The organism is Alkalicoccobacillus murimartini, from assembly GCF_030813245.1.
GTDB lineage: Bacteria > Bacillota > Bacilli > Bacillales > Bacillaceae_D > Alkalicoccobacillus > Alkalicoccobacillus murimartini.
Genome location: NZ_JAUSUA010000003.1, coordinates 1 through 16,783, shown reverse-complemented (window position 1 = coordinate 16,783; position 16,783 = coordinate 1). Strand labels below are relative to the sequence as shown.

Below are 16,783 nucleotides of genomic sequence, written 5' to 3'. Positions count from 1 at the left end.
TCAAGAACGTCCTCTACGACTTAGTCAAATATGATTTCCTGCTGAAATTTGCTAGCAAGTTCAAACATGCCTGGACCAATAAAACCCTCACTATGATCATCTTCTGAAAAAATGTAATACCATTCTCCTTGTTTCTGAACTAATTCAAAAGACCTTGTCGTATTTATTGAGGGTTCATAATGATGAAATGATATTTGGCTTGTACCATCTATAAATTTCCGATCAAGACCATACCCATCAATTAAGGTTAACTTCGCATCTTCTAATGAAATTTCGGGATCGAGTTTACCAAATGAATAGTAGCGATTTTCTTTGGTACCCTCATCTGAAAATTTCCACTCCGTAAAACCAGTTCGCTCTATTTTTTCTAATGTTGCACCCTCTCTTATATAACTTGTAAAACCAAGTTCATGTTCATACAAGTCTAGTTCTAAGTATTCCCATTGAAAGCCACCCATTAACATTGTTCGAGTGATTGGCCTTCCATGCTTTTGGTCATAAGGGCCTATTGAAACCTCATAACTTTCCTCAGGAGTAATTGAGCTTAATGTAAAATAACTCGCGGAAAGTAATCCTTGATGAGTATTCGGAACGTCTGAGAATAAAATTAGCTTCTTATCAAACATGGTAGCTTCAACATAATCATACAGACGCCCTTCTTGTTCGTTTGTCATAGTATAGAACTTAGTTTCTTCATCTAATTCGATTGCAAATCGATCCTTGAATCGCTCCATCAAAGAACTGTCGGTAACATTGTTTTTCTCTTTATAGTTTTTAAGCTCCTCAACAGGAACCCTTGTGGCTTCGGTATAACGATAGTTTGATAGAAGTTCGGTTTTAGCTTGATCCATTTCATCTTGAGTTGCTTCTTCATCAAACAAAAGGATAGTTTGATGAAGTCCCGCTGGTCCTTCAATCACTGCTTTACTCCCATGTTCAAACTCAGATCCATAGCTTATTAGTTGCCAATCTGAAAGAGCTATAACTGAAAATTCTCCGCTGTGAATCGTTTCACTTCCACCGCCTGATCCTAAATCTAGAGGACCTCTAACCAATACTTGAGAGAGTAGGTCATCATTTTCTTTAATTTCATTGAGGTTAATTATATGCTCTTCCTTTACTTCTTCTCTCTCCGTTTCCTTTTGTTCCGCTGGGTGGTCTTGATCGTCAATCGCAGGAATAAATGTAAGTGCTAATAAACCCAGTAATACAGCAACCCCGATACCTGCGACATACGTCGCTCTATTTTTAGGTTTTGGCTTCTCAATGTCATCCATACCTTGCTTAAATGCGTTTAGACTTTTCGTATAAGCACTATGAGGCAATATGATATATTTCTTATCGTTTGAATGGTTATCCATTACACGCTACCCCCTCATCAAGCTGCGTCTTCAACATTTTCTTTGCACGTTTTTGAGTAGATTTTACTGACATCACCGATACACCAGTAATTCTCGCAGTATCAAGTAGTGAAAAACCCTCGATATAACGTAGATGCAGGATTCTTCGATACGTTAATGGTAATCTCTCTATCGAATGTTGAAGATCTGTGAGGCTCTCATCCCTCTCAAAGCCTCCATTATGCTCAATTAATTCCTCTTGTAATGGAATGGTTTTAAGTTGATTTTCTTGTTTCCTATAATAGTCAACGATCGCATTCCTTGTGATGACATAGATCCATGTTTTAAAAGAAGAACGTCGTTTGAACTGATTCAGTTTAGTAGATACTTTATAGAATACCTCCTGAAGAATCTCCTCAGCATCATCATAATTCCTCGTCTCAGTATAAATATAATGATAGATCTGACGTGCATATCGCTTATGTAACTCTTCAAGAGCGAACTCATCACCCTCAAGTATTTTATGTATTAAATCCTTATCCTCCAAGCTCTCACTCCCCCTTCACCTATTTAGACGGATAAATCTCCCTAAAAGTGGCACGGATTTTAAAATAATCAAAATCTGTATTCATTTTATCTGAAAAATGTATTCTCTTGGGTCATAATTAAGAAGAATTAGAGAGAACCAAGGTGGAATGAGGTACCAACAAGTGACAGGGACCGTTATTAAGAGAGGTACACGTTTAATCAAGATCGATTCAATATCTAGCAAGATTAAAGTCCCTTTAACAAGAGCTTCACTCATTTCACAAGAGGAAAACCAAGTATAGCAAGAGGAACCCACCCCAACATAAAAAAACAGACGAAACAGACAAAAAAGACTGTCTGTTTCGCCTGTATGGAACTACCTACTACCCTATTTTCGCCAAAATTTTGTATACCCTGCTTTGTCTTTAATGTTAAAGTCGATCAACTTCCCTAGTAAGGAGAAATCAGTCGGTTTTTTCCATTTCATCCGTATTAACTGCGCGGTGTGCTCATAGCCTGCCTCTACAATGTCCTCAGAAAATTGATCTATTACGACCTTTTCAGGAGCAACGGCCAGGTGTTGTTTGGCGACACTGAAGCCAATGATAAATGTTTCGTGGTCGGTAAACATCGGCTGATTCCAGGCAATCTTCGGAACTAAGTGTGGATATGTTTCTGAAACCCAGCTTAATACCTCTTCTGTTCTCGCGCGGTGCTCTGGATTATCAATGCCCGCTAAAAAATCTGAGAATACGTCCATCTGGTTCTTCCTCCTAGTATTGCTGCTTTTGAGACTATTGTATCATCAAGCACTTTGATTTCGTATGTTTACATGTCTTTAAACTGGTCCAAATGCGTAAATAGAATCTCCTTTAACGAAGATTTATTCTCTTTATCCTCTAACCAAACCTCCACTGACACACGAAATGCGGCCATATGTATAGCCACTAAAAAGCGAACGCGATCTCGATCTGCACCTTCGATGTGAGTGCAAAGGTCCTCACAAATTAATGGCTCTGGTTCTAATAGTTTGTACAAGAATAAGGATGAGATGGATTCCGTTTGTTTTGAGATATGATAGCGAGTCAAAAGGTTTTGCTTTTGTTGTTCATACTTCTCTGAAAGAAGAGAAAATATGGCTTGAAGCGCTTCTGAAACAGAAGCGCTTGATGCCATTTGCTCGACCCGTTCCTTTTGCGTTGTTTGAGAAAAACCTGTGAGTACTTCTTCTTTTGACGTGAAATACCGAAAAAAGGTTCGAGAGGACATCATGACTTCATCTGTAATATCTTTGATCGACGTTTGTTCATACCCTTTTTCTAAAAATAGTCGAAGTGCCGCTCGTTCAATATCCGTTTGAGCCTTACGTTTCTTAGTCTCTCTAAGACTTTGATTATTTATATCATGATCTTCATTCATTTTTACATCTTTCCTCCGTTGACTTTTGTCACTCAGTGACACTATAATTTTTTTAACCTTTACATTTGTTCGTAAGACAAACAAGTGATTGTGTAAAGTAGCTTAATGATAACTCTATCACATCTATTTAATACAGGTCTCCTGAAATACAGATCTGTATTTCCACACAGAGAGGGTGAAGCAAAGTGAGTAGTTCAGAACAGGTACACGAGAAAGTTCTAGGTTTTCTAAGCGGGAAGAGTGACGAGAATCCTTTTTCTTTATTTGCTCAACTAAGAGAATTTGGCCCGGTTATCTCTATCCCAAATCCGATGGGTGATCCAGATAAGAATGCATGGATGGTCACAAAAATGGACGAGGCTACACACGTGTTAAAGAGTCCAAAATTGTTTACCGTTGATCCATCATCGATTGAAAAAGGAAGTGAATTCAGAGATAAGATTGTATCCGATTCGGATGATTCTCCTGATACCTTTTTCACTGGTAAATCGATGCTTTTTATTGATGGTATCGATCACAAACGGTTACGAATGTTAGTATCTAAAGCCTTTACCCCTAAATATATGGAAGGCTTACGTCCTCGCATTCAGGAAATTGCAGATGAACTCATTGACCAGGTCCAATCTAAAGGTGAGATGGATCTTGTGAAGGATTACGCCTACCCTTTACCAATTAACGTGATTTCTGAAATGCTAGGAATTCCTAAGTCTGATCGCCAGAACCTTCAAACGTGGTCTTCAGCCATTGCCAACGGTTTAGGTTGGGGAAAACAAGATCCCGCCGTTCAAAAACACTTAAAAGAGTTTGGAGAATATACTAAAGACCTTGTAGCTAAAAAACGTGAGCATCCTAAAGATGATCTAATCAGCCAACTCATTGCTATCGAGGAAGAAGGCGAGCGCTTAGATGAAGAAGAGCTAATCTCTATGATTACATTGCTCATATTTGCAGGTCATGAGACGACATCTAACTTAATCGCAACAGGTAGCATGATGCTATTTGATCATCCAGAGCAATTAGAACAGCTTAAAGCAGACTTAGATTTAGTTCCAACCGCAGTAGAGGAATTATTGCGCTTTAATGGTCCATCAACCAGTGTTGGTCCTAGGTTTGCTAAAGAGGATCTCGAATTAGCCGGTCAATCGATCAAAAAAGGAGACATGCTTCTTGTATTGGTAAAATCGGCAAACCGCGATGAAGAGACATTTTCTAATTCAGATGAATTAGATATCACCCGCGATGTTCATCGCCACCTAGCATTTGGATTTGGTATGCATATGTGCCTAGGTGCTCCACTTGCTCGTGTTGAGGGAGACATTGCGTTTACAACATTACTTAATAGATTACCTAACTTACGACTTAGTATTCCTCCCGAAGAAGTGAACTGGCAGTTCTCACTTTCATCACAAGGTTTAGAATCCTTACCCGTTTCATTTTAAAATAATTTGAAATTAATTGGAGGTCCTTAGTATGCAATTAGAGAATAAAGTAGCCATCGTAACAGGAGCCGCATCAGGAATGGGAAAGGCTATCGCCGAATTATATGCGAAAGAAGGGGCTAAGGTTGTTGCCGCTGATTTAAATCAAGAGGGAGTTGAAGCTACTGTCACGGCTATAAAAGAAGCCGGTGGACAAGCAACCTCTATTCGTGTAGACCTTGCCAAACGGGAAGAAGCCGAATCAATGATTGATCTAGCTGTAGAAACGTATGGAACGCTAGATATTCTAGTGAATAATGCGGGTATCATGGATGCGTTTGAACCAGTTGGTGATATTACAGATGAGAAATGGGATCTACTCTTTGATATTAATACCAAAAGTGTCATGTACACTATGCGAAAATCCATTCCTATTTTCTTAGAGAAGAAACAAGGTATCATTGTGAATGTGGCATCTACTGGCGGTATTAGTGGAGCACATGCTGGCGCAGCCTATGGGGCATCTAAACATGCAGTAGTCGGCTTAACCAAAAATACTGGATACATGTATGCAAATGAAGGCATTCGTTGTAACGCCATTGCTCCAGGTGGTGTAGCAACAAACATTACATCAAGTCTAAAACAACCTAATACTTTCGGCTTGGAACGCATTAAAAAGACGACGTCTGTGATGCCTCGGGTAGGCACAGCTGATGAAATTGCAAAGGTCGCACTGTTTCTTGCTTCAGAGCAATCAAGCTTTGTGAATGGAGCAGTCCTTGCTGCCGACGCTGGCTGGACCGCTGCATTTTAGCCTTTATAAAAACCCTGCCATTCTAGCAGGGTTTTTATTTTTGATTTGTTTAACATCTCAAGCCAACGGAAGATCTTTATGCGTCTCAGTCATTTGATCATGCATCTCCTGTACTGCTTTGACCTTTGGATGGATCTGAGTATTCCCAACCGAGGTAATATATTTGCAGGTTCTCCAACCTGAAGACACGTTCTTGTAGGTAGCCTCCCATCCCTCTAAAGCTTCCCTCTCTGCGTCTGAGTTGTAAGGGAAGCGCACAGGTAGACGTTTGGTACCGCATCTCCATGGTTTAGGTGTGAGTCTTGCCCTGAAGCTTTTCTGGATAGAGCATAGCCTTCTATATTTAGGATCACTGTTTAAGTATTCGAGAACTTGATCCGACTCAGCTTCTCCCGGTTTAAATGGTTGATGCGTAATAAGATAACGCAGACCTCCACGCGTTCGATAGACGCGTGCTCCACGTTCCGAATGCTCACTTACCCAGCCTTTAAGATGACCAATAGCTTGTTCCTCAGCGGTTGGTTCTGTTGTCTCTTCATTCGACCGAAACAACTTCTTAAAAAAACCACTCACTTTATTTGGTCTAGGAGACTCATCTAGATCAACATCTACAAATAGAGTATGTGGTGAATTTAATACTAAGCTCCCATAGGTCGTACGCGTAATCACAAAATCCGTAATCTTATTTTCATCTTTTTGCTCATGGATGACTTCTTCACGTACAGGACGATCTCCATACGAATAAGCATCCGGTAAAGTCTCTCCACTACTAATCCGTTCCCTCAGCTTTTTTGCTGCCTGATCAGCTAAAGCCTGAGCTTCTTCTATACTATGATCGGACCAACGCCAAACAGATGATGTCATGTCTTTACCGAAGGCACTTGCCTCCCTCACTTCTGCTTTAGCCCAATACTTAGGAAAATGCATATGGATCCCTCCTTGCTTTCTATCCACATTCAACGGCCGTTCACGTACCACATTGTAGGATTTATCTATACTTTATAGAATAGTATATTATTAGACAAGTGATGGATAGAAAGGGAGATGGGAATTGGGGTTTAAAGAATGATTAGATTCTATTGATACTTAATCAACCCATCAGCTTTTAGTGATAAACTTTCCACTAGACATATTTTCAGGCAGGATCATGAATTATTAGGAGCTATACTTACTACTACCTTTGTAGCATTGAGTGGACTCTTTAAATTTCTAAAAATAAGTAAGAACTACACAATTGCCAATTAGCGCTTCAATGATCATTCTCTTAGACAATAAGCCCGTTTAAAATTATGATTTAATTACACTAAGGATTTTAGCTATTACAAAGGATGCCGATGTATCTTTTTTTTATTTCAAACTAAATATATATCATTTTATGATATATCCTTGTTTTATATATCACATAATGATATATTACTTTTAGATACATCAGATAACGATATAAAGATAAGCAGGTGATTAAATGAAAACCACTGAGCAACTAACAGACTCTATGTTTTATATTATGGCTGCGTTAACGAAACCACGGCATGGATACGCCATTATGAACTTAATCGAGGAAACAACAAAAGGAACTGTTTCAATAGGCCCTGCCTCTATGTACACGATTATTAAAAAGCTTTTAAAACATGAATGGATTTATTTGCATGATGGAACCGATTCCCGGCGAAAAACATACTTTCTTACCGAAAAAGGCAAGGAAGTACTAAAAGAAGATGTGAAGCTAAGAAGGCTTATGTTGCACTTAGCAGAGACTGGATTGGAGGAGGTTTAACAATGAGTCAGACAAAGTATGTAATGTCAGGTGGATTAGCTTTTGCAGAGGAAAAGGATATGGAGAAGCTACGTCAATTCTCTCTAAAAGGATGGCATGTCACTGATTTTAAGTTCATGGGCTATGTTACGGAAAAAGGCCAAAGTTCTGATTATATTTATAGTGTAGATTACCGTACATTAAAAGAAGGAGAAAAAGAAGAATACTTCGATTTTTTCTTATCTTCAGGATGGTCACATATTAGCTCAAGTGGTGAGATTCACTTGTTTCGTGCAGCGCCAGGTACTACCCCCATTTATAGTGATCGTGAATCAGTAGCAGAGAAACATCAAAATTTAGGAAGCACATCAAAATGGATCGCACTCTCTTCTGTTCTACTAGCAGTACTTGCTTGGATTGGATTATATCTAAGTTCAGGAAACATAAAAAATGTATTTGCGGTAGCCACTTTTCCTTTAACCATAGTGGCAGTTCCCTCCGCGTGGACTGTAATGACTATCTATAAAAATAAATGGATGGCTGAAGAAAAAAAGGCATTAGTAAACATGGCAAGGACCATCATACCTTTATTTTTATTGGGTTGTGTGCTGTTTTTAATCTTTTTTAATGGCACTGAAAATTCTATGCGAACTTTAGCATATATGATTGTTGCATCTATTACCTTTCCACCGGCCATTTGGTGCATCATGTCTCTTTCTCAAAAATGGAAAGGAAAAAGAGCATAGGTTCTTTTCTCTAAAGATAAGAAGGACTGGCTACCTGCCAGTCTTTTTTTTAAATCCATTCATTCCTACTTTCGCAATTTATGCTCTAACCACTCTGAAATCTTCCGACTAATCAGGAGTGAGCTAATGATTACAACAAAAAAAGCTAACAGACTTAAGATTATTGTTAATTGTCTATTCATAATCAAGTCTAACAGGTTGGCTGCTATCGCAAAAAACACTAAAAAAACGGCTACAAAAGACAGGATCTTTATCATATCTACCAGAAACTTATTCCGCATACTACCTCCTCTTTCTTCTATTATTAATTAAAGCTTAAATGATACATAAACATTTGTAAAAAAATATCCATAAAAAAGAGAGACTAACGATGACCGTTACTCTCTCCCAAAGAATCATGTATACAATGATGTGTTACTTTAGTGCGCTTCCAAGCATTCCTGAGATAAAGTGCTTTTGCATCATAAGGAAGAAGATCAGAATCGGAACCGTCGCAATCGTAATCCCCATCATCACTTGACCATAATCCGTGTATGACACCCCGCTAAGCGTAGATAATGCCACAGGGAACGTGTACATATCCGGTGTGCGTATCGCAATAAGCGGCCACATAAAGTTGTTCCATTGAAACATGAACAAAAAGATGGATGTCGCTGCTAGAGCTGGCTTCATTGATGGCAGAACAATTTGCAGAAAGATCCGCCATTCTCCCGCCCCATCTAAGCGTGCTGATTCCAGAAGCTCCGTAGGGAAGGATAGAAAGTTTTGTCTCATAAGAAAGATTGCAAATGGATAACATAGCTGTGGTGCAATTAACGCAAAATACGTATTTAATAAATCAAAGCTTGCCATCATTTGAAACAGTGGTATTAACGTTGCTTGATAAGGAATCATCATGGAAAGCAAAAAGACAGTGAAAATGAAGTTTCGCCCTCTAAATGAAAACTTTGCAAAAGCATAGGCCGCGGTTGTACTAATGGCTAATGCAAGCACAACGTATAAACCAGCTACAAAAAGTGAATTAAATAAGACACGCCAAATCCCTACGTTATTATCTAAATTCCTTAAGTTCTCCAAGAAATCACTACCAGGTATAAAGGTTGGAGGACTTGCAAACATAGAAGACGATGGATTAGTCGCACCAATAAACATCCAATAAAAAGGGAAAATTGATATGATTAAAAAGAATAGAAGAAAAACATACATCCCTATTTTCCCTAACAAGTGTTTCCGTCCATTTGTTGTTTTCATCATTTATCACCTGTTATTTTGAATTGAATTAAGGAAAGTACAGCCACTAGCATAACGACTACATACGCTACGGCGCTTGCATAGTTAAAGTCAAAGTACTCAAACCCATTCTCATAGATATACAAACCGAGTGTCATCGTTGAGTTGGCTGGACCACCGCCCGTAAGGTTAAACGGTTCATCAAATAACTGAAGTGTACCAATGGTTGAAAGTATACCTGTGAATAAGATAACCGGTTTCAAGCTAGGAATCGTGATAGAAAAGAACTGTCTGATTTTTCCTGCCCCGTCCATTTTAGCTGCTTCATACATTTCATGCGGAATATTTTGCAGAGCCGCTAGATAAATAATCATGTTATACCCAGTCCATCTCCACATCATAGCGAGCACAATAGAAATTTTCGCCCACGTTCCGTCTGTTAACCAAGGTACCGCGGCCATTCCAAAGCTTGTAATCAATTGGTTGATAAGTCCGTTATCCTGAAGTAGAACTGAAAAGAGTAATGAATACGCTACTAATGAGGTGACTGCGGGTAAAAAGAACGAAACCCGAAAGAAACCTTTCAAGCGCAGCAATTGACTGTTTAAAATATTGGCTAAAATCATTGAGAGCAAGAGCATTAAAGGTACTTGGAGAATAAAGATAATAAATGTATTAGTTAATGCTGTTTGAAAGATGGAGTCATTGATCAGTCGTATGTAATTATCGAATCCTGCAAACACATAACTGCCGCCTTCAAATCTTTGAAAACTAAGTATTACTGAAGCAATGATTGGGTACGCAGTGAAGAGTAAAAATAAGATGACCGCCGGTGCTAAGAATATATAGGGTGTTGCCTTCGATCGGTTCATCGCCACAGCCCTCTTTCTATGAAACGGTGAAGCGTTTATACAAAACGCTTCACTCGCTCGCTTTTGAGTTTATTAATTCATTCTGTTTTGTAATTGTTGCTCAGCACGTGTCATAACTTCAGTGACATCTGCCCCATTCGCTGCATCCGATTGGGCTGTTTCTGTTTCATCGCGTGCAATGGAATAATTCCCGGTATAATTTACTGCAGGAATGTCTTCCATCATGCCAGCAAACATCTCCCAGATAGCTTGATCTCCAAAGTAACTAACTGGAGACGTGAAGATTTCATCGTCATAAATTGTGTTAAGAGAAGGAAATAATCCGTTTTCCATAGCTGTTAACTGTACATCATCTGAAGTAGAGAAATACTCCATAAATTCATAAGCAAGGTCAGGGTTATCTGTACGTGAAGAGATCATGTAATTGCTTCCGCCCAGGTTAGATGCGCGGTTGCCACCCTCTTCCATTGCCGGAAGTGGTATTACTCCCCATTTCCCTTCTAAATCAGGCGCTTGTTCTGTTAATGACCCTGTTAACCATGCACCGGTTGGAGCAGTCGCCACAGTACCATTGGCTAATCCCGTTAACCATGCATCCCATCCAACTAAGTTCTCATTTAATCCATCTTGTTGAAGGCGTTGCACAACTTCCATAGCCTTTATAGATTCCTCAGATGCCAAAGCAACCTCTTCGTTTTCATCAAAATAAAACGTTCCTTGTTGATTCAACATCATGCGGTAAACCCCGTCATCATTGCTGATATCAATACCGGTCATTGCAACATCAAGCTCATCACGCAACGTTTGCCCCGCTTCAATAAAATCGTCCCAAGTCTCAATTTGGTCTGGGTCAATGCCTGCCTCTTCAAATAAGTCCGTTCGGTAAAATACGCCTGACGGACCCGCATCAAATGGGAAGCCATAAACGCCGTCACCGACAGTTAATAATTCCGTTTTAAACGCTGGAAACTTATCATTATGATCTTCTCCAAAGCCGTACTCAGAGATATCTAAAAAAGAATCTTGAAAGTTGGATAGATAGCCTTGAACCCGATCATCTTCAACAAGCATAATATCTGGCAATCCTTCTCCATTTGCTTGAAGACCTGTCGTAATACGTTGATAGACGTCTGGTGTTCCTACTTCAATAATCTCTAATTCAAAGTCAGGATTGTCTGCTTTAAATTGCTCTGCTGCCTCTTCAAGAACAGGAATATTAATATTCCAAGCCCAAGCGGTCAATTTATTGTCATCTGAACTTCCGCTACTTCCAGAGCCTCCGCAAGCTGATAAAGACACAAGTGCCACAACTGCTGTTGCATACATAGATAATCGTTTCATGTTAGTGCTCCCCCTCAAGTGGATATCATTCTACAATCATTTGTTATCGCTTACATTTTAGTTGCGCACGTTCTCTTATCTCTATTCCATTTGTGCATTTCTTTTAAAGAAACCGGTTTCAATTAACTTTAAAAAATAAATCAATATTTGTCAATAGACAATTTTGCACTTTGACTCTTCATCAAATCAAATCTATAATTTTGTAGAAAATAAGAAGATGAGATTTTGGAGAGGAAGGAGATAACGATGCTAAAGAAAGACGGGGTAACCATTTATCACATTGCTAAAGAAGCGAAGGTATCACCCGCTACTGTATCGAGAGTATTAACAGGAAGTGCCAACGTTCGAGAACCTGCAAAGTCTAGAGTATTAGCGCTAATAAACAAATATAACTTTAAACCAAATGTAATGGCACAAAGCTTGTACTTAAAACAATCAAAAATGTTAGGTATCATCCTTCCTGATATCGACCACCCCTTTTATTCTATGATTGTTAAACAGCTTGAAAGCCAAGCACTAGAAAGAGGCTACACCTGCCTCTTATGTAACTCCATGCAAAATTTTTCTATCGAGCAAGCCTATTTAGATAACCTCATCTCTCGCCAGGTCGATGGGATTGTTTTCTTAGGCGGTCGGATTAATCAAACCCACCCAACAGAGGAATTACTCACAGGTATGAATGATTCGCTCCGGCATGTACCTATTGTGTTTGTGAATGGAAAAATGGACGGCGTAAATGCCCATACCATTCGCACAGATGAAGCAAGCGGGGTTCGCAGATTGCTAGATATGCTCATTCATCACGGACATAAGACCATTGGTTTGATAGGTGGCGTGGTTGGTGTCTCTTCAACAGATGAGAAGATAAGCGTATTTCGGGAGACGCTGAAAGAAAAAAGGCTTATGGTTAAAGAGGAATGGATCCACAGTAGTGGGTATAGCATTGAGGGTGGAGAACAGGATGCTATGCACCTTTTACATCTTGATGAACGGCCAACAGCAGTAATGTGCATTAATGACTTCGTAGCCATTGGCGCCATTAAAATGTTTCGTAAGTTCGGGTTAAAGGTTCCTGGTGACGTCTCGGTCACAGGATTTGATGACACGTATCTATCTGAACACTTTCCACCTGGTATAACGTCTGTTAACCATAATTATCAAAAGCTTGCCAAAAAAACGATTGAAACGTTAATTGGATTAATCTCGCATGAAGAACAAGAAAAAGAAACCATCATACCAACGTATGTAACCATTAGAAATTCATGTGAAGAGTGGAAACAGCCGTGACATTAATACGTTTCCAGTTTTCTTTCCTTACCAATTGTGTTGTATATAAACGATTGACAAAATGAGTAAATCGATATATCTTTAATTGAAACCGGTTTCATTTTTAAAGAGAATCGATATGATTTTTAAGGAGATGAATGATTGTCTTAAACTATTCTTGGACTTACTACCAATAGGTTTTAAGTAGCATGAAAGGATAATAATCAAAGTATTTTAAGAATAAGACAAAGAGCTACACAAAACGATCTTTGCTGCTGCCAAGGAAGCTAGTCTATTCTCATATCATAAGAAAAAGTTTCTCCACATTTAGGAGAATCCCGAACCACTGCCCCACCTGTTATATCTACTTACCTTCTTTTGATAATTAGCGTACCAATCCCCACAATCCAGATATACGCAAAGAACAAGATCCATAAGTATAGAATTGGAAAAGATTCCTGACCGATAAGAGTGAAACCCGCTAAAGATATAAAGATAATCGCTAATGAACCATGCGATATATAAGCAAAATATCGAGATATATTCTGAATCACTCGCTCATCTGCTTCAGGTACTTTATCTTTTTTTCGTTTCTGTTTAATCACCTCAATGACTGTAAAAATAACAGTTATAATCAGGCCACTCATAACCACTTCATACGGAAATTCACCTTGAAAAAGATAATAAAGGAATGAACCTAAAACAGCACCTATGAGCGTACAAGTAATGATAAAGAATGGCATCCACTTTTCTAACATAGCTCCTAACTTCTTTCTGTCTTTTACATTCATCAATCTTCCTCCTCTAAGATAAAAATTTCATCAATAGGCACATCCAAATAGGCTATTAATTTTAAAGCTAACTCTAGACTAGTCTCAAGTACACACATCTTGTATTTAAAAATAGGCTGAGAAGCGTTTAATGGACTGTTGGCCCTTCTTCAACTGTTATCTAGCATGTAAGTGCTTCCATCCTTTAAAAGCTCTGTAAAATGATTTCTGAGCAGGATGAACATCGATTAGTTATTGGTGGTTTTATCGCCTCATGGTCATTAATCATTTTTTAATTAAAAAAGAGCCTCTCTATGAGAAGCCCATGTATTAAATAGTAGTCCTTATCTGCCTTTTGAGTAGTTGATTGATTAGTAACTAGTTTATTTCTACTCTTTCAACCCTACCTTGATTAGGTGGTAATGATTCTTCTATCATAGCAGTTGAATCGTAATACACAGTTACATTATTATCTAATTCAATTCCATCATTTAAATCGTCTGTAATTAGAAAAGCTATAGTATTGTCCTCACTTTCCTCTACAAAGATACGAGTTCCATTCTCTTCTTCTATTAAATCAGTGACGTTGCCAGTGTGAGTAGCCAGTTCATTATTTGATCCGCATCCAGCTAGAATCAATAACAGTATTATGGTTGAAATTTTCTTCATGTTACCACCTCACTTTTCATGTTTAGAAGTTAAAGAGTTTATTCTATTCTATAATGCAAATTTGTGATTAATGGGGCTTAAAACATGGTTCCGTAACAATAACGAGTTCATCTACTAGATATCTTATTCTTTTTTCTTTACAGACTTATCTTCTTTCATTAATTCGATGATAGTGTTATTTTGCTTAACTATTTCAGCTAATCTTTTCTCGATTATACTAGAACTGAAAAAAATAATTAGTATTAGAGCAATAAGTCCAAAAATCATATAATTTATCTCTCCTTTTAAGAAAATAGATTTGTAGACGGATTTATTTAATAATAATTTTCCTTTAGGTTAGAATTACTTTTTATGGTGATTATATCAAAACAAAATAAAAAAGGCTTCTCTTCTTTTGAGGAAAGCCTTTCTAAACATTTTTGCCATGATTTTATATAGAGAATTAAATTTAATCTGTGAAGGTAATCCAGGACTATTAGGAACACAAATGGTCGCTAATTTATATATCGAATTAAAAATCTTTTTTATATACAAAAAAGCCTCCCCATCATCGGAGAAACCCTTCTATACCAGTACTTCTATAAAAGCTTCCAAGCGGATTCGAACCGCTGACCCCCACCTTACCATTTCTGTCTCATTGGTATTTAGTATGAGTCCCAGTTCCATTTACTGCGTTAAAACAAGGGATTTCAACTTTGTACTAATCATATTTCTTACTGTTTCCGTTACATTGTAATTCATCCGTTTGCAGTTTGGTTTGCAAACTAAAAAAATTATCAACTAACCACTTAAGCATGAATAACTGCATTCTTTTTTACAGAAAGTATTTACGAAGAAGCTTCTTCTTTCTTACTAAAAATTTCATAGGCAAAGTATCCGAATAGAAAACCTATTCCAGGTCCTAAACTAATTGCGGATAGGAAATTAATTTGAGAGAACATGCTGAGAAACATGCTAATAATAGTACCCATTAGCATTCCCAGTGGTATTAAACTATCTAATAATATTTGAGAACTTTTCGATTTTTTCTTTCCTAAAGTACCTCGCTTGTATTTATATTGAAGCCTTTTAATCACAAATAGTACAATGGCAGATACTATTATAAGAGGTAACAAAATATATAAAATTTCTATAACTGATTCGATACTAAAACCTCCAATCACTTATAAGTTTAACCCATTACGTTGTCTCTTTTTATTCATATTACACTAACATAATACTATTTAATACAATTTATCGTTAAAAAAATCGTAAATGAAATGAACCATCCATTTCGAACTTGATTAATTAGGGATTTCAGAGTGTATCAAAACTACTTGGAATCCTTTGTTTTTCAAGGGGTATTACATAGTGCTCATAATAATACATCAAGAGATATCAAACTTCATCGGCACAAAATCGGCACGTTTTTATTTAACAAAAATAAAAGATTAGATTACAGATATATAATAGAAGAAAGTAGATATGCTTTAGGACTAGATTCAACCCACTAAGCCCCAATAGCGAGAAAGAGTGTTGTAAGATACAACCCCTTGGTATAAGTACATTCCGTAGCGTTGATTCCATACTTTATTAATATTTATGTCTTTTACGGAGTAAAAGTGGTAACTCTTACTAAAATTTAAACCGAACATTCTTATCTGCTTAAACAAAATCATTCGTATTAAATTACAGAGAGTTGATATTAACATTTAGCCTTCAGAAATAGTGAGATCGAAAATTGAAAAGGGACAGTTCGCCGCCCCTCATTGTTTATTACTTTTGATCAATTAGAAGCACTCTCTTTTTGTTTCAAAAATAGGACTGCTGCTACTATAAAATAAATTACTGAAACAGCGTATAATACTAGTGAAAAGATATTTGTAATGCCGACAGCAACAAACCAAGAGAACACTCCTAGCATAAGAAAAGAAAGGAACTCTTTACCCTTACCTTCTTCAGATTGTTTGTTTTTATAAGTCAAAATTAAAACAAACAATGTAGTTAGTAACAGAATAGATAGTGATACATAGTTATACCACTCCAAATTAATCCCTCACAGACACTTTATAAATTTATAAGATAATCAGCAGCAGAACCTGCGCTTTTATTTTAATTAAAACTCTTTAGTCCCTCAATAGCAAGAATAAGTGTGGTGCGTACAAACCCTTGATATAAGTACATTCCATTCAGAAAGAAGCTATAAATCTTTTTTCACAGAATCTATATACACGAGATTAGAACTAAATATATTTAAGACTCAAACTGAATGCATTATTAGATGATGTTAGAAGTTTGTTAGAAGTTTGCTTATTTAACCTAAAAAAAGGGTTTCTCCACATTAGGAGAAACCCTTCTACTACTTCTATAAAAGCTTCCAAGCGGATTCGAACCGCTGACCCCCACCTTACCATGGTGGTGCTCTACCTGCTGAGCTATGGAAGCAATGGCTCCACAGGTAGGACTCGAACCTACGACCGATCGGTTAACAGCCGATTGCTCTACCACTGAGCTACTGTGGAATATATGTATAAACAAAAAAAAGCCCGGCAACGTTCTACTCTCGCAGGGGGAAGCCCCCAACTACCATTGACGCAGAAGAGCTTAACGGCCGTGTTCGGCATGGGAACGGGTGTGA

Annotated in this window: 18 protein-coding genes, 2 tRNA genes and 1 rRNA gene; 5 read left to right on the top strand and 16 right to left on the bottom strand. The window is 37.8% G+C overall.

Going from position 1 to position 16,783, the window contains the following annotated elements:
• Positions 1 to 20: 20 nt before the first annotated feature.
• The 4 genes from J2S05_RS10880 to J2S05_RS10865 all read right to left on the bottom strand — a co-directional run bounded on the left by J2S05_RS10880 (position 21) and on the right by J2S05_RS10865 (position 3,287).
• Positions 21 to 1,361 carry a hypothetical protein gene (locus tag J2S05_RS10880; protein ID WP_306982719.1) on the bottom strand — a complete coding sequence of 447 codons (1,341 nt, stop codon included), beginning with the start codon at positions 1,359 to 1,361 and terminating at the stop codon, positions 21 to 23.
• A complete protein-coding gene (locus J2S05_RS10875; RefSeq protein WP_306982717.1) occupies positions 1,354 to 1,887 on the bottom strand; it encodes an RNA polymerase sigma factor in 534 nt (177 codons plus the stop codon). Before J2S05_RS10875 ends, J2S05_RS10880 begins: the two co-directional genes overlap by 8 nt.
• Positions 1,888 to 2,256: 369 nt before the next feature.
• Positions 2,257 to 2,628, bottom strand: coding sequence for an iron chaperone (locus J2S05_RS10870; protein ID WP_306982716.1), 372 nt, complete (start codon positions 2,626 to 2,628; stop codon positions 2,257 to 2,259).
• A gap of 68 nt (positions 2,629 to 2,696) precedes the next feature.
• Complete coding sequence (locus tag J2S05_RS10865; protein ID WP_306982715.1) at positions 2,697 to 3,287, bottom strand: TetR/AcrR family transcriptional regulator; 591 nt, start codon at positions 3,285 to 3,287, stop codon at positions 2,697 to 2,699.
• Between the two features lie 185 nt (positions 3,288 to 3,472).
• Here J2S05_RS10865 and J2S05_RS10860 point away from each other — a divergent pair, with 185 nt between their 5' ends.
• Positions 3,473 to 4,726 carry a cytochrome P450 family protein gene (locus tag J2S05_RS10860; protein WP_306982714.1) on the top strand — a complete coding sequence of 418 codons (1,254 nt, stop codon included), beginning with the start codon at positions 3,473 to 3,475 and terminating at the stop codon, positions 4,724 to 4,726.
• A gap of 31 nt (positions 4,727 to 4,757) precedes the next feature.
• Positions 4,758 to 5,519 (top strand): glucose 1-dehydrogenase, encoded by a 762-nt coding sequence (locus J2S05_RS10855; protein ID WP_306982712.1) that lies wholly within the window; start codon positions 4,758 to 4,760, stop codon positions 5,517 to 5,519.
• Between the two features lie 57 nt (positions 5,520 to 5,576).
• Here J2S05_RS10855 and J2S05_RS10850 read toward each other — a convergent pair whose 3' ends face one another.
• Complete coding sequence (locus J2S05_RS10850) at positions 5,577 to 6,446, bottom strand: hypothetical protein (RefSeq protein ID WP_306982710.1); 870 nt, start codon at positions 6,444 to 6,446, stop codon at positions 5,577 to 5,579.
• 535 nt (positions 6,447 to 6,981) lie between these two features.
• Between J2S05_RS10850 and J2S05_RS10845 the strand changes: the two genes are divergently transcribed.
• Both J2S05_RS10845 and J2S05_RS10840 read left to right on the top strand, forming a co-directional pair.
• The gene (locus J2S05_RS10845; RefSeq protein ID WP_306982708.1) at positions 6,982 to 7,293 is read left to right on the top strand and encodes a PadR family transcriptional regulator; all 312 of its coding nucleotides are present in this window, start codon (positions 6,982 to 6,984) and stop codon (positions 7,291 to 7,293) included.
• Positions 7,294 to 7,295: 2 nt separating this feature from the next.
• Positions 7,296 to 8,018, top strand: coding sequence for a DUF2812 domain-containing protein (locus J2S05_RS10840; protein ID WP_306982706.1), 723 nt, complete (start codon positions 7,296 to 7,298; stop codon positions 8,016 to 8,018).
• Positions 8,019 to 8,083: 65 nt separating this feature from the next.
• On the opposite strand, the gene J2S05_RS10835 is transcribed toward J2S05_RS10840, so the two are convergent.
• The 4 genes from J2S05_RS10835 to J2S05_RS10820 form a co-directional block, all read right to left on the bottom strand.
• Positions 8,084 to 8,299 carry a hypothetical protein gene (locus J2S05_RS10835; protein ID WP_306982704.1) on the bottom strand — a complete coding sequence of 72 codons (216 nt, stop codon included), beginning with the start codon at positions 8,297 to 8,299 and terminating at the stop codon, positions 8,084 to 8,086.
• Positions 8,300 to 8,432: 133 nt separating this feature from the next.
• A complete protein-coding gene (locus J2S05_RS10830; RefSeq protein WP_306982703.1) occupies positions 8,433 to 9,269 on the bottom strand; it encodes a carbohydrate ABC transporter permease in 837 nt (278 codons plus the stop codon).
• Positions 9,269 to 10,120, bottom strand: coding sequence for a carbohydrate ABC transporter permease (locus J2S05_RS10825; RefSeq protein ID WP_306982701.1), 852 nt, complete (start codon positions 10,118 to 10,120; stop codon positions 9,269 to 9,271). The genes J2S05_RS10830 and J2S05_RS10825 overlap by 1 nt, the downstream gene beginning before the upstream one ends.
• A 72-nt stretch (positions 10,121 to 10,192) precedes the next feature.
• On the bottom strand, positions 10,193 to 11,461 hold the full coding sequence (locus J2S05_RS10820) for an ABC transporter substrate-binding protein (RefSeq protein WP_306982699.1): 1,269 nt from the start codon (positions 11,459 to 11,461) through the stop codon (positions 10,193 to 10,195).
• 246 nt (positions 11,462 to 11,707) lie between these two features.
• On the opposite strand from J2S05_RS10820, the gene J2S05_RS10815 reads away from it, so the two are divergent.
• Positions 11,708 to 12,748, top strand: a complete 1,041-nt coding sequence (locus J2S05_RS10815; RefSeq protein ID WP_306982698.1) for a LacI family DNA-binding transcriptional regulator — start codon at positions 11,708 to 11,710, stop codon at positions 12,746 to 12,748.
• A 347-nt stretch (positions 12,749 to 13,095) separates the two neighbouring features.
• Here J2S05_RS10815 and J2S05_RS10810 read toward each other — a convergent pair whose 3' ends face one another.
• From J2S05_RS10810 to rrf, 7 genes are all read right to left on the bottom strand, one after another.
• Positions 13,096 to 13,518 (bottom strand): hypothetical protein, encoded by a 423-nt coding sequence (locus tag J2S05_RS10810; RefSeq protein ID WP_306982694.1) that lies wholly within the window; start codon positions 13,516 to 13,518, stop codon positions 13,096 to 13,098.
• A 357-nt stretch (positions 13,519 to 13,875) separates the two neighbouring features.
• Positions 13,876 to 14,166: a hypothetical protein gene (locus tag J2S05_RS10805; protein WP_306982692.1), complete on the bottom strand. Its 291-nt coding sequence runs from the start codon at positions 14,164 to 14,166 to the stop codon at positions 13,876 to 13,878.
• An 827-nt stretch (positions 14,167 to 14,993) separates the two neighbouring features.
• A complete protein-coding gene (locus J2S05_RS10800; RefSeq protein WP_370873637.1) occupies positions 14,994 to 15,329 on the bottom strand; it encodes a hypothetical protein in 336 nt (111 codons plus the stop codon).
• A gap of 602 nt (positions 15,330 to 15,931) precedes the next feature.
• Positions 15,932 to 16,192, bottom strand: a complete 261-nt coding sequence (locus tag J2S05_RS10795; protein ID WP_306982691.1) for a hypothetical protein — start codon at positions 16,190 to 16,192, stop codon at positions 15,932 to 15,934.
• Between the two features lie 325 nt (positions 16,193 to 16,517).
• Positions 16,518 to 16,590: transfer RNA gene (locus J2S05_RS10790), tRNA-Thr, on the bottom strand.
• A gap of 2 nt (positions 16,591 to 16,592) precedes the next feature.
• Positions 16,593 to 16,667: transfer RNA gene (locus tag J2S05_RS10785), tRNA-Asn, on the bottom strand.
• Positions 16,668 to 16,689: 22 nt separating this feature from the next.
• Positions 16,690 to 16,783, bottom strand: a 5S ribosomal RNA gene (gene rrf, locus J2S05_RS10780); the annotation flags it as partial.